This window comes from Citrobacter sp. RHBSTW-00570, assembly GCF_013739755.1.
GTDB classification, from domain to species: Bacteria; Pseudomonadota; Gammaproteobacteria; order Enterobacterales; family Enterobacteriaceae; genus Citrobacter; species Citrobacter braakii.
This window is the reverse complement of record NZ_CP056399.1, coordinates 1,746,839-1,769,624: the sequence shown is the minus strand read 5'-3', so window position 1 is coordinate 1,769,624 and position 22,786 is coordinate 1,746,839. Positions and strand designations below refer to the sequence as shown.

At 53.2% G+C, this 22,786-nt stretch carries 19 protein-coding genes and 1 pseudogene; 4 read left to right on the top strand and 16 right to left on the bottom strand.

The annotated features are described in order from the left end of the window. Positions 1-22: 22 nt before the first annotated feature. The 9 genes from ccmB to napF are packed head-to-tail and all read right to left on the bottom strand — an operon-like array spanning position 23 to position 7,157. Positions 23-682, bottom strand: a complete 660-nt coding sequence (ccmB, locus tag HV237_RS08280; protein ID WP_003027542.1) for a heme exporter protein CcmB — start codon at positions 680-682, stop codon at positions 23-25. Beyond that, entirely contained in the window at positions 679-1,299 is a 621-nt protein-coding gene (ccmA, locus tag HV237_RS08275) for a cytochrome c biogenesis heme-transporting ATPase CcmA (RefSeq protein ID WP_016153771.1), read from the bottom strand. Before ccmA ends, ccmB begins: the two co-directional genes overlap by 4 nt. Positions 1,300-1,319: 20 nt before the next feature. Then, positions 1,320-1,922, bottom strand: coding sequence for a cytochrome c-type protein NapC (gene napC, locus HV237_RS08270; RefSeq protein ID WP_003027548.1), 603 nt, complete (start codon positions 1,920-1,922; stop codon positions 1,320-1,322). 9 nt (positions 1,923-1,931) lie between these two features. Next, entirely contained in the window at positions 1,932-2,381 is a 450-nt protein-coding gene (gene napB, locus HV237_RS08265; protein WP_016153772.1) for a nitrate reductase cytochrome c-type subunit, read from the bottom strand. Beyond that, positions 2,378-3,241, bottom strand: a complete 864-nt coding sequence (gene napH, locus HV237_RS08260) for a quinol dehydrogenase ferredoxin subunit NapH (RefSeq protein WP_047359195.1) — start codon at positions 3,239-3,241, stop codon at positions 2,378-2,380. Before napH ends, napB begins: the two co-directional genes overlap by 4 nt. Continuing rightward, the gene (napG, locus tag HV237_RS08255; protein ID WP_016153774.1) at positions 3,228-3,923 is read right to left on the bottom strand and encodes a ferredoxin-type protein NapG; all 696 of its coding nucleotides are present in this window, start codon (positions 3,921-3,923) and stop codon (positions 3,228-3,230) included. Before napG ends, napH begins: the two co-directional genes overlap by 14 nt. A gap of 6 nt (positions 3,924-3,929) precedes the next feature. Beyond that, a complete protein-coding gene (gene napA / locus HV237_RS08250; RefSeq protein WP_047359196.1) occupies positions 3,930-6,416 on the bottom strand; it encodes a nitrate reductase catalytic subunit NapA in 2,487 nt (828 codons plus the stop codon). Further along, positions 6,413-6,676: a chaperone NapD gene (gene napD / locus HV237_RS08245; protein WP_016153776.1), complete on the bottom strand. Its 264-nt coding sequence runs from the start codon at positions 6,674-6,676 to the stop codon at positions 6,413-6,415. Before napD ends, napA begins: the two co-directional genes overlap by 4 nt. Next, a complete protein-coding gene (gene napF / locus HV237_RS08240) occupies positions 6,666-7,157 on the bottom strand; it encodes a ferredoxin-type protein NapF (protein ID WP_016157008.1) in 492 nt (163 codons plus the stop codon). Before napF ends, napD begins: the two co-directional genes overlap by 11 nt. Positions 7,158-7,570: 413 nt before the next feature. On the opposite strand from napF, the gene eco reads away from it, so the two are divergent. Continuing rightward, positions 7,571-8,068, top strand: coding sequence for a serine protease inhibitor ecotin (gene eco, locus HV237_RS08235; RefSeq protein WP_029139607.1), 498 nt, complete (start codon positions 7,571-7,573; stop codon positions 8,066-8,068). A 47-nt stretch (positions 8,069-8,115) separates the two neighbouring features. Here eco and mqo read toward each other — a convergent pair whose 3' ends face one another. Further along, positions 8,116-9,777, bottom strand: a complete 1,662-nt coding sequence (mqo, locus tag HV237_RS08230; RefSeq protein ID WP_047359198.1) for a malate dehydrogenase (quinone) — start codon at positions 9,775-9,777, stop codon at positions 8,116-8,118. 278 nt (positions 9,778-10,055) lie between these two features. On the opposite strand from mqo, the gene HV237_RS08225 reads away from it, so the two are divergent. Beyond that, a complete protein-coding gene (locus HV237_RS08225) occupies positions 10,056-11,303 on the top strand; it encodes a SulP family inorganic anion transporter (protein ID WP_047359199.1) in 1,248 nt (415 codons plus the stop codon). On the opposite strand, the gene mgtE is transcribed toward HV237_RS08225, so the two are convergent. The 6 genes and pseudogenes from mgtE to HV237_RS08195 all read right to left on the bottom strand — a co-directional run bounded on the left by mgtE (position 11,266) and on the right by HV237_RS08195 (position 18,613). Continuing rightward, a complete protein-coding gene (mgtE, locus tag HV237_RS08220; RefSeq protein ID WP_016153782.1) occupies positions 11,266-12,702 on the bottom strand; it encodes a magnesium transporter in 1,437 nt (478 codons plus the stop codon). The two genes, HV237_RS08225 and mgtE, sit on opposite strands and share 38 nt — an antisense overlap. Before the next feature lie 105 nt (positions 12,703-12,807). After that, positions 12,808-14,451 (bottom strand): multidrug ABC transporter permease/ATP-binding protein, encoded by a 1,644-nt coding sequence (locus tag HV237_RS08215; RefSeq protein ID WP_047359200.1) that lies wholly within the window; start codon positions 14,449-14,451, stop codon positions 12,808-12,810. Positions 14,452-14,486: 35 nt separating this feature from the next. Next, positions 14,487-15,177: pseudogene (gene alkB, locus HV237_RS08210) on the bottom strand (DNA oxidative demethylase AlkB). After that, positions 15,177-16,241 (bottom strand): bifunctional DNA-binding transcriptional regulator/O6-methylguanine-DNA methyltransferase Ada, encoded by a 1,065-nt coding sequence (gene ada / locus HV237_RS08205; RefSeq protein ID WP_047359201.1) that lies wholly within the window; start codon positions 16,239-16,241, stop codon positions 15,177-15,179. The pseudogene alkB and the gene ada overlap by 1 nt, the downstream one beginning before the upstream one ends. Before the next feature lie 79 nt (positions 16,242-16,320). Continuing rightward, complete coding sequence (gene apbE, locus HV237_RS08200; protein ID WP_016153786.1) at positions 16,321-17,373, bottom strand: FAD:protein FMN transferase ApbE; 1,053 nt, start codon at positions 17,371-17,373, stop codon at positions 16,321-16,323. A 115-nt stretch (positions 17,374-17,488) separates the two neighbouring features. Beyond that, positions 17,489-18,613, bottom strand: a complete 1,125-nt coding sequence (locus HV237_RS08195; protein ID WP_016157015.1) for a porin OmpC — start codon at positions 18,611-18,613, stop codon at positions 17,489-17,491. Positions 18,614-19,350: 737 nt separating this feature from the next. On the opposite strand from HV237_RS08195, the gene rcsD reads away from it, so the two are divergent. Then, a complete protein-coding gene (rcsD, locus tag HV237_RS08190; RefSeq protein ID WP_047359202.1) occupies positions 19,351-22,020 on the top strand; it encodes a phosphotransferase RcsD in 2,670 nt (889 codons plus the stop codon). A 16-nt stretch (positions 22,021-22,036) separates the two neighbouring features. Continuing rightward, complete coding sequence (gene rcsB / locus HV237_RS08185; protein WP_003027592.1) at positions 22,037-22,687, top strand: response regulator transcription factor RcsB; 651 nt, start codon at positions 22,037-22,039, stop codon at positions 22,685-22,687. The last annotated feature ends 99 nt before the right edge of the window (positions 22,688-22,786 follow it).

Genomic DNA, 22,786 nt, shown 5'->3' with positions numbered 1-22,786 from the left:
CGGCCTGCATATCTCAACTGCGCTACTGCACGCTGATCCGTAACGCCGCAGCTGTGGCAAACGGGCTTAGCGTGGCGCTGCCGACCAGCAACGCGCCCAGAATCGCCATGTACCCTTCAACCGGTAAGTGCATGGAAGCCGCATCCATCGCCGCGGTCGCAAAAATCAGTAAGGGTATGGTGAGCGGAAGTACCAGCACGCTTAACAGCACGCCGCCGCGCTTTAAGCCCACCGTCAACCCCACGCCCGGCGCGCCGAGGAAGCCCAGCGTCGGCGTCCCGAGTAACAAGGTCAGCGCCATAATTTTCCAGCCGTACATATCCATGCCCAGCAGCAACGCCACCAGCGGCGAGAGGATTAGCAGCGGCAGGCCGGTCACGACCCAGTGCGCCATCACTTTCGCCAGCACCACTGCCGGCAGCGGCAGCGGCAGCAGCATCAGTTGCTCAAGGCTGCCGTCCTGCAGATCATCACGAAACAGGCGCTCCAGCGCCAGCAACGACGCCAGCAGCGCCGCAACCCAGATGATGCCCGGCGCAATACGCGCCAGCAGTTGCGGCTCCGGCCCAATGCTCAGCGGGAACAGCGTAATAACAATCAGGAAGAACCATAAAGGATTGGCGATTTCCGCACTATGACGAAACGCAACTCGTAGTTCTAAACGGAAGATTCGCCACATCATTGCGTTGCCCTCTCGCTGGTCAGCGCAATACGTCGCACTTTATCGGTCTCTACATTGAGCGGTTGGTGGGTGGTGAGAATAACAATACCGCCCTGCTCCGTATGCTGCGCCATACGCTGAGTCAGTCGCTCAACGCCGTTCACATCAATGGCGGTAAAGGGTTCGTCGAGGATCCACAGCCGGGCGCGGGTCAGCCACAAACGGGCCAGTGCCACGCGCCGCTGTTGTCCGGCGGAGAGTTGATTCACCGGGATATCTTCATATCCGGCAAGCCCCGCCTGCGCAAGCGCAGCCAGACACTGTGCGACGTCGCCGTCATGGTGGAAGAAACGCAGGTTTTCCAACGCCGAAAGCCGGGTTTTTATCCCCGGCTGATGTCCGATCCACAGCAGTTGTTGATGGTAGCTGTCCCGCACGTGATGCAGCGGTTGCTCTTGCCAGCAAACCTCCCCTGCATCGGGACGCGCCAGCCCGGTAAGTAACCGCAGCAAAGTGGTTTTTCCTGCGCCGTTGCTGCCGGTAATTTGTACCCATTCCCCTGCGTTGACGCGAAATGACAAATCGCTGAACAGTATTCTGTCATCCCGCTCGCAAAGTAATTCTCTGGCTTCAAGCATACCTGGTTATCTACATCCTGTTAAAATCCCGGTTTGACTTCGCGCATATCAGGCAGTTTGTGCGCTATCCCTTTATGACAGTCAATACAGGTTTGCCCGTCTTTCACGGCCTGGTCGTGCATTTTGGCCGCAACGCCTTTCTGGGCGGTTAAATCCATAAACTCGAAGTTGTGACAGTTTCGACACTCTTGCGAATTGTTATCTTTCATACGCCGCCACTCATTTTGCGCCATCGTTAAACGATGGTCTTCAAATTTCTGCGGTGTATCTATCAGCCCCAGTGCTTTCGCGTACAGCTCTTTACTGGCCTTGATCTTACGAATCATTTTCGGACCCCACTCATGTGGGACGTGGCAATCAGGGCAAGTCGCTCGCACACCACTACGGTTGTTGTAGTGTACGGTTTCCATGTATTCCTGGTACACCGTATTGCGCATTTCGTGACAGCTAATGCAGAACTCTTCTGTATTGGCCTTTTCCATACCGGTATTAAAGCCGCCCCAGAAAATAATGCCGCCCACAAAGCCGATTAACAACAGCGTGCCGAGCGCCAGACGGCTGGGGCGACGCCACCATTGCCAGACGCGCTTAATCCAGCCTGGTTTACGGTTAGAATTTTCCATAATGACCTCTTATTTCCCGTAACCTTTCGAGGGGGTGAAGGTATTTTCAACAATCGGCGCGGCGTCAGCCTGCGGTACGTGACATTGCAGGCAGAAATAACGACGCGGCGCGACTTCAGCCAATACCTTACCGTCGCTGTCCATAAAGTGCGTCGGACTGATGCGCGGCGCACCGGTGGTGCGATAGCTTTCCACACCGTGACATTGCAGGCAGCGGTTTGTGTTAGTCGTCACCTGATACCCTTCAACGCTGTGCGGAACCATCGGCGGCTGATTCACATAGTTCAGCGGCATACGCACTTGCTCTTTCGGCATGCGAATCGCCCCTTCTTGTGTCCCTGAGACTTCTGGTGACTGACTCAGATCCACTCCGTTTGCAGCCCAAACGGCCCCACTGACTACCAGGGCCAGCGCAGCCGTCCATTGACTCAGCGCTTTAATCAGGTCATGGCTTTTCATGATTTCGCTCCCGAACTCCATCGTGTTGTTATTGTAAAAACATCCTCAGAACAGACATCCACACAGCGACCGCAGGCCATGCAATCGCGGCTGGTTACCTGCACCGGACTTTGCTCATCCAGCACCGGCGCACGTAGCACATGCGGTTCCGAGCAAACATGAAAACAATCCATACAGCGGTTACATCTGTTACGTTCTTTTGCCGAAACGGTTAATGCACCTTTACTCCCCACCACGCTATACAGCGCACCCAGTGGGCAAAGATGCCCGCACCAGCCATGCTCAACGACCAGTAGATCAAATAAAAACAGCGCGAGGATCAGCAGCGCCCCGCTGCCAAATCCCATGACCAGGCTCCGTCCGAGCAGAGAGACTGGATTTATCCACTCCCACAGCAGCGTACCGGTCACGGCGGAACCGACCAGGATAACCACCAGCAGGACGTACCGTATATGGCGCGGCAGGGTTGCAGACTGATTCAGGTCAAACCTTCTGCGCAACCAGCTGGCTAAATCGGTGACAGGGTTCATGGGACAAACCCAACTGCAAAACAGTCGCTTACCCGCCAGGGCATACAGCACCGTGATGATGACAGCCCCCGTTAACGCAACCGCCGCCGGCAGGTGTCCGCTGGCCAGGCTTTGCAGGGTAATCAGCGGATCGGTGAACGGGATGGAGTCCAGCAACAGGCTGCTACTGTAATTGCCATGCAGGATCCAGACGCCAAGCCACGGGCCGCTAAGGAACATCGCCAGTATCAGAAACTGGCTCAGACGACGCAGCACCAGCCAGCGATGACTCTTCCACCATCCTTTTTTTGCCTGCGCTTCACGCCCGGCGTCACGTTTACGATTTGCCATTGTTCCCCTCCAGCCAACCGAAGCGGTAATGGTGTCCTAACTCCCCTTTCGCCAGCGACAGGGGCAGCACTTTTATTGCTGGCTGCTCCAGGACGCACACTTTTTCGCATTTCCCGCAGCCGGTACAGGCATCGCTGTGCACGGTTGGAATAAACCGCGCATGCTTGCCGGTACGCATGTTGCGGTCCAGCTCCAGGGTGATAGCCTCATCGATTTTCGGGCATTCGCGATAGCAAACGTCGCAGCGTAATCCCTGATAGTTGAGGCAGTTTTCGTGATCCAGCAGTACCGCCAGCCCCATGCGTGAATCGTCAATAGATTCAATGTCCCTGTCCAACGCACCGCTGGGGCAAACTTTGGCGCACGGAATGTCTTCACACATTTCGCAGGGAATATCACGCGCGACAAAATACGGCGTACCAGCAGCCAGCCCTGAGGCCAGCGTCGCCAGCTTCAGCGTGTCATACGGGCAGGCCTGAACGCACTGACCACAGCGCACGCAGGCACTGGCGAATGCCTCCTCGCTCAGTGCGCCTGGCGGGCGTAGCCGCACGCCGGTTGCACGTGCGGTTTGCTGTTGCAACCCCAGCGCCACGCCAACGACGGCCAATCCGCCCGCTGCGCGAACCATATCGCGCAGAAAGCGGCGGCGGCCATTTTGGGGTTTTGCTGACCGGGACATAACGCGTTACACCTTCGCCAGTTTCACAGCGCACTTCTTGAAATCCGTCTCTTTGGAGAGCGGATCCGTCGCATCCAGCGTCAGGTTGTTCACCAGCTGTGCGGCGTCGAAGAACGGCATGTAGACTAGCCCCTGCGGTGGACGGTTACGCCCGCGCGTTTCAACTATCGAGATAACTTCACCACGACGGGAAACCACTTTGACTTTGTCGCCACGGCGCAGATCGCGTGCTTTTGCATCCAGCGGATGGATAAACAGCACAGCTTCCGGGAAAGCACGGTGCAGCTCAGGTACGCGACGCGTCATGCTGCCGGTATGCCAGTGTTCCAGCACACGTCCGGTAGACAGCCACAGGTCGTACTCTTTATCCGGCGCTTCTGCTGCAGGTTCAAATGGCAGCGCGAAGATGACCGCTTTGCCGTCCGGCTTACCGTAGAACTTGTAGCTTTCACCCGCTTTCACGTAAGGGTCGTTGCCTTCGCTGTAGCGCCACTGGGTCTCTTTGCCCTCAACGACCGGCCAGCGTAAACCGCGCGCTTTGTGGTAATCGTCAAATGGCGCAAGGTCATGCCCGTGACCGCGACCAAACCAGGCGTACTCTTCGAACAGCCCTTTTTGCAGATAGAAACCCAGCTCGCGGGATTCATCGTTCAGCTGATCTTCAGCCAGTTCAGCCACCGGGAATTTCGTCACTGCAGGCGTGGCAAACAGTACGTCATACAGCGTTTTGCCGCGCAGTTCCGGTTTCTGTGCCAACAGCGCTTCCGGCCACACTTCTTCTGTTTTGAAGCGACGAGAGAACTGCACCAGTTGCCACAGATCCGATTTCGATTCACCCGGCGCTTTAATCTGCTGACGCCAGAACTGTGTACGGCGTTCCGCGTTACCGTAAGCACCTTCTTTCTCTACCCACATCGCGGTCGGCAGGATCAGGTCGGCCGACAGAGCGCTGACCGTCGGGTACGGATCGGAGACGATGATGAAGTTGCGCGGATCGCGCCAGCCCGGCATACGCTCTTCGTTGATGTTCGGACCGGCCTGCATGTTGTTGGTACACATCGCCCAGTAGACATTGAGCTTGCCATCTTTCAGCGCACGGTCTTGCGCCACGGCATGCAGACCGATTTTTGCCGGAATGGTCCCCGCCGGAATATTCCAGTGCTTCTCGCAGATATCGCGGTGTTTTTCGTTCGTAACCACCATGTCCGCAGGCAGACGGTGGGAGAACGTACCGACTTCACGCGCGGTACCGCAGGCGGAAGGCTGACCGGTCAAAGAGAACGGACCGCAGCCTGGCTGGGAGATTTTACCGGTCAACAGGTGCAGGTTATAGACCAGGTTGTTGGCCCACACGCCGCGGGTATGCTGGTTGAAGCCCATCGTCCAGTAGGAGATGACTTTTTTCTTCGGATCGGCATACAGCTGCGCCAGCTGTTCCAGCTGATCTTTCGGTACGCCGGTCATTTCGGCGGTTTTATCCAGCGTGTACTCGGCAACAAAGTCTTTGTAAGCCTCAAAGCTCATCGGCTCAGAGGCATCGGATCCCGGGTTTTTCGCCGCTTTTTCCAGCGGATGGGTTGGACGCAGACCGTAGCCGATGTCCGTCACGCCTTTACGCAGATTAACGTGCTTGCTAAAGAAATCCTGGTTGATCGCATTGTTTTGAATGATGTAGTTAGCGATGTAGTTGAGGATCACCAGATCGGTTTGCGGCGTGAAGACCATGCCGTTATCCGCCAGCTCAAAGCTGCGGTGCTGGAAGGTGGAGAGCACCGCGACATTAACATTGGGATCGGACAGACGACGGTTGGTGATGCGCGACCACAGGATCGGGTGCATCTCCGCCATATTCGCGCCCCACAGGACGAAAGCATCTGCATGCTCGATATCGTCATAGCAGCCCATCGGTTCATCCATACCGAAGGTACGCATAAAGCCGACTACCGCTGACGCCATGCAGTGACGCGCGTTCGGGTCGATGTTATTCGAACGAAAACCCGCTTTAAACAATTTGGCAGCGGCATAACCTTCCCAAATCGTCCACTGACCCGAGCCGAACATACCGATAGACTCCGGGCCTTTCTCCTTCAGGGACGTTTTGAATTTCTCTTCCATCACGTCAAAGGCCTGATCCCAGCTAATCGGGGTGAACTTGCCTTCTTTGTGATACTTACCGTCCTTCATGCGCAGCATCGGCTGCGTTAAACGGTCTTTTCCGTACATGATTTTCGGCAGGAAGTAACCTTTGATGCAGTTAAGCCCACGGTTAACCGGCGCATCCGGATCGCCCTGGCATGCCACAACACGCCCTTGCTGCGTCCCGACCAATACGCCACAGCCCGTCCCGCAAAAACGGCACGGGGCTTTGTCCCATTTGATGGCTTCTTGCTGACCGACTACCGCACGGGCTACGCCCGGCACGCTTAACCCGGCAGCCGCCGCAGCGGCCGCAACGGCGTTAGCTTTCATAAAGCTACGACGACTGAGTTTCATGGTGTTTCCTCACCTTGTTCATCCTGCTGGTGATAAACCAGCGACACCGCCAGCACGCCCGCAACGTTGCGCACTGACTCAATAGTTTTCATTAACGTTTCGCTGTGCTCAGCTTCCACCACCACGATCAGTTGACCGCTTTCCACATCGCTGAGTGCAACTTCGCAACCTGGGAACGAACGCAACTGCGTGGCGATATCATTGATATGCTGACTTTTGGCCTGAACGACCAGGCTGCAGACCTGCCAGTTATTGTCCATGGTTGTACTCCGCGTTAATGGCTGATACCGGGCAGATAGCGACACATGCGCCACATCCGTTACAGTCCTGATTGTCGAGCTGCGGCTGATAAATGCCGGACAGCGTGGGACGAAAGGTTATAGCCATGGGTTCACAGCTATCCTGACAGCGATGACATTCAACGGACTGATGTGCGAGACAGTTTTCCCCAATCGTAAAATTCAGATCCCATGCCCTGGTGTGGCGCGGAAGAAAAAGGGATTCAGAACAGGCCTCTGCGCAGGCATAGCAAAAGCTACACTCGCCGTGTTTGAAATTTACGCTCGGGTAACCGCCCTGGCCTCGCTGCAGGATGTCGGTTTCACACGCTTGGATGCAGGCGTCACAACGAAGGCAATGGGCCAGAAAGTGAGAGTCTTCCTTGCTCCAGGGCGGACGGATCCCTGAGTTGGCGTTTCGCCAACTGCCTGTCAACATGCCTCGACGGGATAAATCAACCATGACATTGTCCTTCCATAATGACGCCCTTCCCTGGCGGGTTGAACGACATAAAAAACTGCACTATTTATGAGTAGTTATTTTTAGTCGTAAGATATTTCAGGATGTGTTAGAGGTGCATACCCCAATCGGGGTAAATGCTGTTGCCGGATCAAAGGAGTGTTGAGTTGGCGGGAAAAAATGCGCTTTTGCTCACATTTCAATGAGTTATATAACACTGTATATAACGAACAACTCAAAAAGATAATGATCTTATAATTAAGATTATTCTTAGAATATATCGCTACCCTGAAAGCAGACCTCTACCAAATACACTTAAAATATAAGTAAATCCAGATTAATCGATTATGTAAATATGTTAACCTGCCCCAGACTCGTTCATAAGACAGAAGAAAGGAAACACTGTGAACAATAAGATGAAAACAATTGTCCCTGCCGTACTTTTCGCCGCCTTTGCCAGCGCCTCTGCATGGGCTGCCAGTAACGATGCCGGCGCTCAGCCGCTGGAAAAAGTCGCCCCTTATCCTAAGGCGGAAAAGGGTATGAAGCGCCAGGTTATCCAGCTTACTCCTGAGAAAGATGAATCTACTCTGAAAGTAGAACTGCTGATCGGACAAACGCTGGAAGTTGACTGCAACCAACACCGCCTGGGCGGAGAACTGGACAGCAAAACGCTGGAAGGTTGGGGATATGACTACTATGTCTTCGACAAAGTGACGTCTCCGGTTTCAACCATGATGGCCTGCCCGGACGGTAAGAAAGAGAAGAAATTTATTACCGCGTATCTGGGTGATGACGGCATGCTGCGCTACAACAGCAAGTTACCGATTGTGGTCTATACGCCGGAGAACGTGGAAGTGAAATACCGTATCTGGAAAGCGGAAGAGAAGATTCAGGACGCAGTCGCGCGATAAGTAAGAATGTGCCGGAGGGCGGCGTACCGCCTTATCCGGCATTTTATTTACAGTGCGATATCCGCTACAGCTTTCTGCTCAGGCTGCGGTTGCGCCTGAGGTTTCAGCTGAGGTTTCGGCGCTTCATCAGCAGCCTGCGGCTTGTCATATTTCAGCCCCAGAACGTCACTGGTGTATTGCAGCTCTTGTTCCGTAGCCTCAACGTTACCGTTCAGCTTGGTACCATAAGACGGAATAATGGTTTTCAGTTTCGCCTGCCATTCAGGGCTGGCTACTTTATCTTTAAACACTTTTTCCATCAGATGCAGCATAATCGGCGCCGCGGTTGATGCCCCCGGAGAAGCGCCCAGCAGCGCGGCAATGGTGCCCTCTTTATCGCTGACGACTTCGGTACCCAGACGTAGCACACCGCCCTTCTCCGCATCACTTTTAATGATCTGCACACGCTGGCCCGCCTGCCATAAACGCCAGTCTTCTTTTTTCGCCTGCGGATAGTACTCTTGCAGTGCGGCAAAACGGTCGTCATCGCTGAGCATCACCTGGCTTACCAGATATTTCACCAGCTCGAAGTTATCCAGACCCACGTTGACCATCGGCATAAAGTTCGAGGTGGTGGTCGAGCTGAGCAGATCCCACAATGAACCGTTTTTCAGGAACTTGGTGGAGAATGTCGCGAATGGCCCAAACAGTACGACGCGTTTGCCATCAAGGATACGGGTATCGATGTGCGGCACGGACATCGGCGGCGCGCCAACGGAGGCCTGACCGTACACTTTCGCCAGGTGGCGATTCACCACGTCCGGATTATCCGCAACCAGGAACTGCCCGCCAACCGGGAATCCGGCATAACCTTTCGCTTCCGGAATGTCGGTTTCCTGCAACAGCTTCAGCGCAGCGCCACCGGCACCGATAAAGACAAACTTCGCCTTGATATCGTGTTCCGCTTCGTTATTTTTCAGATCGGCGACCGTGACGGTCCAGCTATTGTCGGCATTGCGTTTAAAGCCACGCACTTCGGTACTCAGCTGCAGCGCAAAGTTGGGCTTTTTCTGCAACGAGGCAATCAGCTGGCGCGTGATTTCGCCGTAGTTTACGTCAGTACCAATCTCGGTACGCGTTGCCGCGACTTTCTGCTTCGGATCGCGGCCTTCCATGACCAGCGGCGCCCACTCTTTAATCTGCGCATGATCTTCGGAATAACGCATGCCACGGAATAACGTGCTCTGCTGCAGTGCGGTGTAACGGGCACGCAGGAAGTTCACGTTCTCGTCACCCCAGACAAAACTCATGTGCGGAACGGTGGTGATAAATGAGCGTGGTTCATGCATTACGCCATTATTGACCTGATAGGCCCAAAACTGGCGGGAGATCTGGAAGGCTTCGTTGATTTCGACTGCCTTTTCAATGCTGATGCTACCGTCGGCCTTTTTAGGCGTGTAGTTCAGCTCCATCAGTGCGGAGTGGCCTGTTCCGGCGTTATTCCAGCCGTTTGAGCTTTCCTGCGCTACACCATCCAGTCGCTCAACCATGGTCATTGACCATTGCGGTTCCAGCTCCTGTAAATAGGTTCCCAGCGTGGCGCTCATGATGCCGCCGCCAATCAACAGTACATCCGTTTCCTGCTCTTCCGCCGCTTTCGCTTTTGCCGCCATCGAGACAACATTCAGCCCAACGGCCATGGTGAAGAGCATGGCAGTCACTTTTTTCATAATGTTAATGCCTTACTTTTAGTATCGCTTTTTTGCTTTTAATGCAGGTGAAAATCGAGCGGCATCAACGGTAACACTTAAGTAAAAATATTTAAATATTGTTTATAAATTATATTTAATTTTTAAAAATGTTATTAATACGTTGATAGTTTATACGGTTATTGACAATCATTTCTGGAAACCGGTCCGTCAGACAGGTACTATGCTGCGCTTTGCTATTCACCGCACGGATGCCTGTCGGTCTGCTGTATCGGGCCATTTTTGACCTAAGAGTAACGATGTCTGCCACTCAACCCTCCTCTGTCGCAGTAGCGGAGCACGCGACGCGCGCAGTGCTGCGCCAACCCCGTTTACTGGTTCGCGAAACGCTGGCCGGTGTGGTAACCGCCCTGGCGCTGATCCCGGAAGTGATCTCTTTTTCCGTTATCGCCGGCGTCGATCCTAAAGTCAGCCTGATAGCCTCAGTCGTACTGTGCCTGGCAATGTCATTTTTAGGTGGCCGTCCGGCAATGGTTACCGCAGCGGCAGGATCGGTCGCGCTGGTGATTGGCCCGATGGTGCATCAACACGGCGTCCAGTACATCCTGCCTGCGGTGGTGCTGGCCGGGATTATTCAGATCCTGTTTGGCGTATTGGGGATGGCGCGTCTAATGCGATTCATTCCTACAGCCGTCATGACCGGTTTTGTGAACGCGCTGGGTATTTTGATTTTCTTTGCCCAAGTCCCGCATTTCTGGGGTAAAAGCCCGCTAATCTGGGGGCTGTTTGTCCTGACCCTGCTGATTGTGCTGTGGGTTCCGCGGTTTATTAAAGCGATCCCCGCGCCGCTTATCGCCATCGTGCTGCTGACGGTGTTCACTGTCACCAGCGGACAACTATTACCGACCGTCGGTGACGAAGGTTCAATGCGCGGCGGCCTGCCGGGATTCACGCAGTTATTGGTACCGCTCAACCTGCAAACGCTGGCGATTATCTGGCCCTGCGCGCTGAGCATCGCTTTTGTCGGATTAATGGAGTCGCTGTTAACCGCCCGTCTGGTGGATGACCTGACGGTTACGCCGTCGAATAAGAATCGCGAGAGCGCCGGGCTGGGGATAGCCAATATTCTGGCCGGTTTTTATGGCGGCATCGCCGGGTGTGCGATGATTGGTCAAACCATCGTTAACGTCGAGATGGGCAAAGGACGCAGCCGCGTCTCGACGGTCGCCGCCGGGCTGGTGCTGTTGTTGCTGGTCACTGCGTTAAGCGAAGTAATGGCGAAAATCCCCATGTCGGTGCTGGCGGGAATTATGGTGATTGTGGCGGTGAAAACCTTCAGTTGGCACAGCATCCAGCCCGCTACGCTGCGGCAACTCCCCGTTACTGAAACGCTGGTGATGCTGATGACCGTCGCGGCAACGGTGTCAACCGGCAACCTGGCGCTTGGCGTGGTTGCCGGGGTGATGACGATGCTCATTCTGCCGCGTATCGTCAGAGGCAAACGTGCGGCTACATCAGAAACAGCGTTGCCAGACCGAGAAAAATAAAGAAACCACCGGTATCGGTGATTGCCGTAATCATGACGCTCGAGCCGACCGCCGGGTCGCGCCCGAGCTTCACCATCGTCATCGGAATAATAACGCCCATCAACGCCGCCATCAGCAAATTGAGCATCATCGCCAGGGTCATTACGCCGCCGAGCGCCATGTCATCGTACAGCCACCAGGTAATGCCGCCCATAATTCCGCCCCACACGAGGCCATTAATCAACGCCACGCCCATTTCGCGCAGGATCAAAAACGTCAGGTTTCCCGGCTGAATATTTTGTAGCGCCAGCGCGCGAACAATCATGGTGATGGTTTGATTCCCGGTGTTGCCGCCGATCCCCGCCACAATCGGCATCAGCGAGGCCAGCGCGACCAGTTGCGAAATTGTATGTTCAAAGCCGTCGATCACTCGCGAAGCGATAAAGGCGGTACAAAGGTTAACGGCCAACCACGCCCAGCGGGTTTTTACCGCTTTCGTGACGGGGGCAAACACATCCTCTCCGGCGCTTAAGCCGCCCATTCGACGCAGATCGGTATCGGTTTCTTCATAGACCACATCGACGATCTCATCGATGGTTAAACGGCCCATCAGTTTACCTGAAGAGTCAACGACCGCGGCACTGACCAGGTCGTCACGTTCAAAGGTTCGCGCGGCGTGTTCGGCGATATCTTCCGGAGAAAAGGTGAGCGGATCATCTTCCATCACCTCGCTGACTTTTCGCTGCACGTCATTGAGCAGAATACAGGTGAGCGTCAGTTCCCCGACCAGCACTTTATTGCGGTCGGTCACGAAGAGTTTATCGGTGTTCTCCGGCATTTTTCCCAGCCGTCGCAGGTAGCGTTGCACCACTTCCAGCGTCACGTCCGGACGCACGGTGATAACTTCGAACTCCATAATCGCACCGACGCGATTCTTCTCGTAGTGCAGCACCTGGCGGACGCGCGCCCGCTCCTCGGCCGGTAACGTCGCCAGCAGTCGACCCGTGAGGTTACGAGGGAGGTGCTGAACCAGATAAATCTGTTCGTCGATATCAAGGTATTGCAACGCATCCAGCAGCTCACGGTCGCTCATCTCATCGATCAGGTCGTCCCAGACGTTTTCAGACGCCTCAAGCAGGACGTTACCGCGCTTTTCACTTTCGACCAGCCGCCAAAGGGCGTGACGCTCTTCAGAAGGTAATGCTTCGAGGGTATCCGCCAGATCGGGCGGCGGCAGGTGGGCGACCAGCGCCCCTACCTCAGCAATATCGTCGGCTAACGTGCCGACGTCATATTGCTCAGCCAGGGTAAGCTTGCCCAATAGCGTTGAAACAACGGCTTTATCAGTGGTCAGCAGCCAGATAAGACGCGCACGCTCTTCATCACGCAGTCTGGCGCTGTTTTTGTTTGTTACAGGCATTAATCATAAATCCATGATATGAAATATCATTAATCATGATGCCGATTTATGTAAATAACAATAAACAGTGCCGCCGGGTGGATAAAAAACCAGCGGCATGTGGGATCATGCGGTGCGAGCCACCGCGTCACGCGAGGCGGCATCACGCTCATCGCCCAGCAGTTCACTCAACTGTCCGTTACGCATTTCCAGCAGACGATCGGCGTGAATAAAATAGTGATCGTCATGGCTAATGGCGAAGATAGTTTTACCCATTTCTTGCATCAGCGGTAACAGGACCTGATAGAACTCACGACGGAAATGGGGATCCTGATCGGCAGCCCATTCATCCAGCAGAATGATGTCGCGCTCCTCCGCCAGAGCCAGCAGCAGCGCCACGCGTTTCTTCTGCCCTTTCGACAGCTTCAGATTGAGGATGCGGCCATCGTTCATCTCCAGCTTGTGACCCATCTTTAGATGTTCCAGCCACTTCGCTACCAGCTGCGGATTGGCTTCTTTACCTTCCGGCCCCAGCAGTTGGTCGAACAGCCAGACGTCGGTAAACACGGCGGAAAACAGCTTGCGATAATCTTCCGGCTTTTCAACGGCCACGGCCTTACCATCAAGCAAAATTTCACCTGACTGCGGCTGGTATAGCCCGGTCAGTAACATCGCCAGCGTAGATTTCCCGCTGCCGTTGCCGCCAATCAGGAAGATCAGTTCACCGCGATGAATCGTCAGATTGACCGGCCCTACGGAAAAGGCATTATCCTGATAGTGGAAAACCACGTTACGCAGTTCCAGCGTTTGCCAGTTTGGAAAAGCGGTTGGGCGCGGGAATTCGGCCTTAAAAGGTGCCAGTGCGAATTTATTCAGCTTGTTGAAAGCCACCTGCGCAGTGAGCAGGGTCGGTAGCGCGCCAACGGCAGAGAGCAGCGGCGTACGCAAGAATAACAGCGTCAGTGAGTAAGTCGCCGCCACGGCGGTATCCGCCCAGCCCAGACTATTCGCCATCCAGAACACCAGGCCAATGGCGCCCAGCATCATAATGTTTGACCAGTTGACCGCGCTCAGGTGGAAGGTATCGGCGCGAATAATATGGTGACGGTACTCTTTGGCATCCGGGACGTACATCTGATTAAAGATATGCTCGGCGCGCTCGCGGTTGAGCGTCAGCTCTTTGCGCCCTTCCAGCACCGTCTGATAATCGTTGTACAACTTGTCTTCGGTTTCGCGCAGGGTAGCCATGTGCTTATACACCCGCGCCACCAGCACAAATCCCCCCCAGATGGTGATTGCCATCCAGATAGCCGTCACCAGCAGCATTTTGGTCGACAGCATCGCCAGATACGCCGCCGACCCGATGGTCAGGATAATCCCCTGCACCAGCTCAGGCAGACGAACAAATGCGATGGTGATGTTGCGAATATCGCTGGTTAAACCGGCCAGCAACGAGGCGCTGCCAAGCAGTTCAATACGCTCGACGTGGGTATCCAGAATACGTTTGATAAATTCGCTACGCAGGCGGTAGACAAAGTGGTGGCCGAGCGTGGTCAACGCCAGCTGAGAGCCGAGAGTGACAACCATCAATAGCAGCAGCAGGCCAAGAAACTCCGGCAGCACCATCAGCGTGGTGTCGACCGTTTCAATCAGACGCTGGTTGATAAACGCAATCAGCCCAATCCCCAACGCAGCGCTGGCGAGGCTGAGCGCCATGACGCTGATAAATGGCCAGCGATACTGCCGCCAGACAAGAAGTAAAAGTTCCATGCGAACAACCCGGACAAGTAATAACAGCCCGCAGTTTAAACATCTCTTCGCTGACAGCAATAATAATTCTTATTTTTATTCTTTTTTACCCGCCTGACGAAACGTCAGATTGTAGCGACAGTCTCCGGTCAACGGATGATACCCCGTCTTAAGCGGCTGGATCCCATGATAAAACAGCCGCGAAGTACCGCCCCACACCACCACATCGCCATGTTCCAGCAGCAAACGCTTTAAGGGGTCATTACGGCGCAAGCCGCCAAATTGAAAGATGGCCGGCAACCCTAGCGACACCGAGACAATCGGCGCCCGCAGGTCGGGCTCGTCTTTATCCTGATGTAAGGACAGTTTTGCCCCTGGCGTGTAGCGGTTAATCAGACAAGCATCGGGTTGAAAATCAGCATAGCCCGCCGCCGTCGCTGCCTGTTGGCACAGGTCAGCGAATGCATCCGGCAGCGGCGGCCAGTGCGCGCCGGTTAGCGGATCAAAAGGAGAATAAAGGTAACCATGTTGATCCGTTGTCCAACCCAGACGACCGCAGTTGGTCATTGCCACCGACATCGTGTAGCCGCCGGGCGTCACCATCTGGCGAAACGGCGACTGTCTGGCGATAGCCGCTATCGCCTGCAGCAGAGACGGTGCGCAGTCAAAAGCGAAGCGTCGCAGAATAACCGCGCCTGACGCCAGCGGCTCCTGCCAGGGTTTCGCATCCGCAAAGAGATCGAGCATTATGTTTCCTCGCCAGTCGTTTCACGTTGCAGTAACTGTGCTTTGCGCGCAATGCCCCACCGGTAGCCCGAAAGCGCGCCATCGCCGCGGATCACCCGGTGACACGGGATGACGATTGCCAGTTTATTCGCCCCACAGGCGCTGGCCACCGCACGCACCGCCTTCGGTTTGCCAATGGCGCTGGCCAGTTGCTGGTAGCTCATCGTTTCGCCGCACGGAATTGCGCGCAACGCCTGCCACACCTGCTGCTGAAATGCGGTTCCCCGGATATCCAGCGGCAGCGATAACGGCGCGTCACGCGCATTGATTGCGGCGATCACTTCGCGCACGCGCTGCTGAAAATCGGTATCTGCTGGCACATCCTGAGCGGCCGGAAACAGCTCATGCAGATCCGCAACCAACGTAGCGTCATCATCACCAAGTAAGATCGCGCAGATACCACGTTCGCTTTCCGCCACCAGACAGCGACCCAGAGTGCAATCTGCCAGGGTATAGCGTACAGAAACGTTGTCACCACCTTTACGAAATTGCTTTGCGGTCATGCCTAACGTCTGATCCGCTTTTCGGTAGTAGCTGCTGCTGTCGGGAAATCCGGCGTTGAGAATTGCCTGCGTTACCGGAACGCCTTTCGCCAGCGCATCGCGCAGACGACGGGCGCGCCAGGACTGCTGCCACGCTTTGGGGGTCATGCCCGTTGTGGCTTTGAACAGGCGATGTAAGTGATACGGGCTCATCGCCACCTGCTGCGCCAGCTCGTCCAACGTGAGGGGAGATTCCTGCTCCAGCAACTGGCAGGCGTGGGCTATTTTCTCCAGCCGATGCTGGTGGGCGCTGTCTTTATCCGGCTGACAACGTTTACAGGGACGAAAACCGGCGGCCAGCGCCTGCCGGGCATCGGCAAAGAAACTGACATTTTTGCGCAGGGCATGTTTCGCCCGACAGGACGGACGGCAGAAAATGCCGGTAGTCTGGACGGCGAAAACAAACTGACCGTCAGCGTCGGCGTCACGATCCACAACGGACTGCCAGCGGTCATCATCAGTTATGCATATACGATTTTTCATTATGGACTCCTTTGTTAAGCATAGCGCTTAGCCTCAGTGTGTCCTCATAGCCGGATACAAAAACCCGCAATCTTGCTTTTTAATTTTTTTCGCTGAGCAGGAAGCTTTTAAACTGCGGCGACATCCAGGTTTTAAACCCCTCGCCCTCTTTTATAATCATATAGACCGCGAGTCCTTCACGACGCACCACCTCTTTGGCCTTTTCCGGGCCGAGAACCATCAATCCGGTATCCCAACCGTCAGCCTCCAGCGCCGTTGGTGCGATTACCGTTACAGATACCAGGTTGTGTTCAATCGGACGACCGGTTTGCGGATCAATAACATGGGAAAGGCGCTTACCGTCCAGCTCATAATAGTTACGGTAGCTGCCGGAGGTGCTAATGCCATGCCCGTTAATGTCGACGATCGCCTGCACCGCGTTTTCGCGATCGGTCGGTTTCTGAATCGCGACTCGCCACGAAAGCCCGTCTGCATTCATACCGCGGCTGTTCAATGCTCCACCAACGGATACCAGATAACGGGCGATCCCTTCCTGCTCCATTAATCGTGCCAGATGATCGGCGGCATAACCTTCGCCAACGGTCGAGAGATCCACGTACAGCTCGGGCAAATCTTTTTGCAGGTAGTTCCGATGCGCCTCATTAACAACCTTCAGATGTGAAAGCCCGGTTTGCGCTTTTGCGGCGTCAATTTGCGCCTGCGTAGGAATATGCACCGGTTGCTGATCCGGGCCAAAGCCCCACAGATTGACCAACGGACCCACGGTAATATCCATGGCCCCACCGGTTTTTGCGCCAATGCGTAGCGCCGAAGTCACGATATCGGCCATAGCATCATTAACCGGCCATGGCGACAGGCTTTTCGACAGGTTAAAGCGCATTAACGCAGAATCATTTTTATAGGTAGAGAGAAGCTGATCGTCGGCATCCAGCTGAGCCTGGATCTTCGCCTGCAGTTCCCCGGCGCGTTTGGCATCTACGCCCACCGCACTGACCCGCCAGAAAGTGCCCATGGTTTTACCTTCCAGAACGGTGGCAGGTTGTGTGGTCTGGGCAGGTTTCGGGGCTTCATCGCACCCGACAAAAAAGATCGTCACAGCCAGTAGTGCTGCGCGATAGAAATTCACTTCCATACGTAATTATCCTCATGCGAACGGGCGCAAGAGTACACCAAAAATCGTTGTTTGTACGACGAAAAAACGGCATTAAAAAAGGCCCCGCAGGGCCTTTTAACGACATGAGCGCAGATTAGAACTGGTAAACCAGACCCAGCGCTACGATATCATCGGTAGCAATACCTGCTGCCTGGGTAAACGCATTGTCATCCAGCAGGTTGATTTTGTAATCAACATAGGTAGACATGTTTTTGTTGAAGTAGTAAGTCGCGCCAACATCAACATATTTCACGATATCCTGGTCACCGTAGTTGGTGAAGCCATTGCTGATGTCTTTGCCTTTTGACTGCAGGTAAGCCACGGAAGGACGCAGACCGAAATCGAACTGGTACTGTGCCACAACTTCAAAGTTCTGTGCTTTATCTGCGAAGCCATATGCAGCAGTCCGGTTGCTACCGTTAGAGGTACCGAAACGGGTTGCGTTATAGGACTGGGAGTACTGTGCAGCCAGGTAAACGTTGTTAGCGTCGTATTTCAGACCACCGGTATAAACCGTTGCACGGTCACCGTTACCGTACACGCCAAGAGCATTCTGATCAGCGGTACGTTTAGAGGTAGTGATCGCACCACCGATACCAAAGCCAGAGCCGAGATCGTAAGTCAGAGAGCCGCCGTAACCATCGCCATTCTGGGTCAGCAGGCTACGACCACCTTCGTTTTCACCGCTTACGCTGCCGTTTTTACCCTGGTACTGCAGGGCAAAGTTCAGACCATCAACCAAGCCAAAGAAATCTGTATTACGGTAGGTCGCATAACCGTTACCACGCTGCTGCATGAAGTTGTCCGCACCGTAGGTGTCACCGCCGAATTCAGGCAAGACGTCGGTCCAGGACGTTACATCATAAGTTACACCGTAGTTACGACCGTAGTCGAAAGAACCTGCATCAGCGAATTTCAGGCCTGCGAATGCCACACGCGTCCAGGCGTCGTTGCTGGATTCACTCTGGTTGCCTTGAATCTGGTATTCCCACTGGCCGTAACCGGTCAGTTGGTCGTTAACCTGGGTTTCGCCTTTGAAGCCAATACGCATGTAAGTCTTATCACCATCATCACCTTTGTTGTCGGAGAAATAGTGCAGACCGTCTACTTTACCGTACAGGTCTAATTTGTTGCCGTCTTTGTTATAAATTTCAGCCGCATTTGCTGCGCCTGCTACCAGCAGTGCTGGTACCAGGAGGGACAGTACTTTAACTTTCATGTTATTAACCCTCTGTTATATGCCTTTATTGCTTTTTTATGCCACTGCATACTGATTAAGGTCATTAACCAGTCGGCAACTTCATTCTCCGCAAAAACACAGAATAATCCAACACGAATATGATACTAAAACTTTTAAGGTGTTTCATTTATCGGCATAGATGTTTCAAAATATTAATACGAGGGAACTTTTTTAAAATCAAAAAACAGGCAAAATAAGCACAAATAATCAAGAACTATTTTAATTAAATTTAAAATCAATAGGTTACCTTGAAAATAGTTATAGCACTGAATGACAAAACAAAATCTTCACTCGCAACTAAAATAGACCCGCTATCATCATTAACTTTATTTATTACCGTCATTCATTCATGAATGTCTGTTTACCCCTATTTCAACCGAATGCTTCGCGTTCGGTTTTTTTTTACCCTTCTTTACACAAAACTTACCGTTCTGTGCTACCGATGCAAAACTATAACAACTATTAACTATCTCATTGCGTCGTATTCAGATATAAATCTGATTAATAATTTCTTGTTATTTAATGCTAAATGTATACATTCCGTACAAATATTTGTACCCGCCTTTATCCACTGTACACCTTTGCATTGTGATGGCTGCACAGAATGGAGCGTAAAAAATGCGGGCCATCCGGCGTGGTGTAAGTGTGGCAATTCATATATTACCCTTTATACTGCCCCATCATCTTTCGCGTCGTTTAACAGGTCATAAACACGAATGAGTCAGTCTGACACAACGGCTTCTACCCGATTCTCCCTGCTACCGGGAAGTATTACCCGTTTCTTCTTATTACTGATCGTTGTGCTGTTGGTGATGATGGGCGTTATGGTCCAGAGCGCCGTCAACACCTGGTTAAAGGATAAGAGCTATCAGATTGTCGATATCACCCATGCCATTCATAAAAGGGTCGATACCTGGCGATACGTGACCTGGCAAATCTATGACAATATTGCCGCTACGGCCAGTTCACCTGGTGCAGAAGGACTGCAGGAAACGCGTCTGAAACAAGACGTCTATTATCTTGAGAAACCGCGCAGAAAGACCGAGGCGCTGATTTTCGGTTCCCATGACAGTTCTACGCTGGAGATGACCCAACGCATCTCAACCTATCTTGATACGCTGTGGGGCGCGGAAAATGTTCCGTGGTCTATGTATTACCTGAATGGTCAGGACAATAGCCTGATCCTTATCTCAACGTTGCCGCTAAAAGATCTGACTTCCGGTTTTAAAGAGTCGACGATTGGTAATATTGTCGATTCACGGCGCGCGGAAATGTTACAACAGGCCAATGCGCTGGATGAACGTGAAAGCTTCTCTTCACTGCGCCGTCTGGCGTGGCAGAACGGGCATTACTTCACGCTACGCACGACCTTTAATCAGCCTGGACATCTGGCAACGGTTGTCGCCTTTGACCTGCCGATTAATGACTTGATCCCACCCGGCATGCCGCTGGACAGCTTCCATCTGGTTCCAGATGCCACGTCAACAACCGAGCATCTGAATGAAAAAGAGTCGCCTGACAGCGTCAGCATTAATTTCAACAACAGTAAAATTGAGATCTCTTCGGCGCTAAACTCAACGGATATGCGGCTGGTGTGGCAGGTTCCGTTTGGCTCATTGCTGCTCGACACCTTACAAAGCATTCTGCTGCCGCTGTTACTCAACATTGCTTTGTTGGCCCTGGCGCTGTTTGGCTATACCACCTTTCGCCACCTCCCTGCCCGTTCCACCGAAGTGGCACCAAACCTTGCGGCAAATAATGAACTGCGTGTTCTGCGCGCCATCAATGAAGAGATAGTGTCTTTGCTGCCTCTGGGCTTGCTGGTGCACGATCAAGAAGCAAACCGCACGGTTATCAGCAATAAAATTGCCGACCACCTGTTACCGCATTTAAATTTGCAAAACATTACCAGTATGGCGGAGCAGCATCAGGGGGTGATTCAGGCCACCATCAATAATGAGCTGTATGAGATCCGGCTGTTCCGCAGCCAGATCTCATCGAGAACGCAGATCTTTATTATTCGTGACCAGGACCGCGAAGTGCTGGTTAATAAGAAGCTGAAGCAAGCGCAGCGACTGTATGAGAAAAACCAGCAGGCCCGGGCGGCCTTTATGCAGAATATCGGCAGCGCACTGAAAGACCCGGCGAAAACACTTGCCGCTAATGCTGCCGCACTGAATAGCCCGGACAGCCAGAAACTGGCCAATCAGGCAGACGTTCTGGTGCGTATGGTAGATGAAATCCAGTTGGCCAACCTGCTGGAAAGCGACGCCTGGAAAAGTGAATCGACGCTGTTTTCCGTGCAGGCGTTAATTGATGACGTGGTTCCGGAGGTTCTGCCAGCCATTAAACGTAAAGGGCTGCAGCTACTGATTAAAAATCACCTTAGCGCCCATGATGAACGCCGCGGCGACCGCGATGCCCTGCGCCGTATTTTGCTGTTGCTGATCCAATATGCGGTAACCACCACGCAAATTGGCAAAATCACGCTGGAAGTCGACCAGGATGAGTCGGAGACTGAACGCCTGACCTTCCGCATTCTGGATACCGGGCAAGGTGTCACGTTGAATGAAGTTGATAACCTGCACTTCCCGTTCATCAATGACACCCAGGGCGATCGGTATAGCAAGGCCAACCCGCTGACGTTCTGGTTATGCGATCAGCTCGCCCGCAAGCTAGGTGGACACCTGAACATTAAAGCGCGGGAAGAACTTGGAACACGTTATATAGTCCATGTTAAAATGCCGCTGCACGATCAACATGCTGAAAGTGAAGAGCGTTTGTTAGATGACGTCTGCATAATGGTTGATGTCACCTCTAATGACGTACGCAGCATCGTATTACGCCAACTGGAGAACTGGGGAGCAACCTGCATCACGCCTGATGAGCGGTTGAATAGTCAAGAATATGATCTCTTTTTAACAGATAATCCGTCTAATCTTACTGCCTCAGGCCTTCTTTTAAGCGATGATGAGTCTGGCGTGCGGAAAATTGGCCCTGGTCAGCTGCGCGTCAACTTTAATATGAGCAATGCTATGCAGGAAGCTGTCCTCGAGCTGATAGAAGAGCAGCTGGCACAAGAAGAGATCCAGGAACTCCCCCTCGGCGGAGATGAAAACGCCGAACTTCATGCCAGTGGTTACTATGCACTCTTTGTAGACACAGTACCGGATGATGTTAAGAGGTTGTATACTGAGGCAGCAACCAGCGATTTCGCTGCGTTAGCCCAAACGGCCCATCGCCTGAAAGGCGTGTTTGCCATGCTTAATCTGGTACCCGGCAAGCAGTTATGTGAAGCGCTGGAACATCTTATTCAAGAGAAAGATGCTCCAGGTATAGAAAAATACATCAGCGACATTGACGATTACGTCAAGAGCTTGCTGTAGCAAGGTAGCCCAATACATGAACACTATGAACGTAATTATTGCCGATGACCACCCGATTGTACTGTTCGGTATTCGTAAATCACTTGAGCAAATCGAGTGGGTAAACGTTGTCGGCGAATTTGAAGACTCCACTGCACTGATCAACAATTTGCCTAAGTTAGATGCTCATGTGTTGATTACCGACCTCTCCATGCCGGGAGATAAATACGGTGACGGGATCACGTTAATTAAGTATATCAAGCGCCATTTCCCGAGCCTGTCGATTATTGTTCTCACCATGAACAACAACCCGGCAATCCTGAGCGCGGTACTGGATCTCGATATTGAAGGAATTGTCCTGAAGCAAGGCGCGCCAACAGATCTGCCGAAAGCGCTTGCCGCGCTGCAGAAGGGTAAGAAATTCACCCCGGAAAGCGTTTCTCGTCTGCTGGAAAAAATCAGCGCCAGCGGTTACGGCGACAAACGTCTGTCACCGAAAGAGAGCGAAGTTCTGCGCCTGTTTGCCGAAGGTTTCCTGGTTACTGAAATCGCGAAAAAACTCAACCGCAGTATTAAAACCATCAGCAGCCAGAAAAAGTCGGCAATGATGAAACTCGGTGTGGAAAACGATATCGCCCTGTTGAATTACCTTTCTTCCGTCACGCTGAGTCCGTCAGACAAAGAGTAATTCTTTTAACATCGACGTGCCTGATGGCACGGCATTTATCAGGCCTACGAATGACACGATGTTGTGCGTGTTCCGTAGGCCGGATAAGGCAAATGCCCC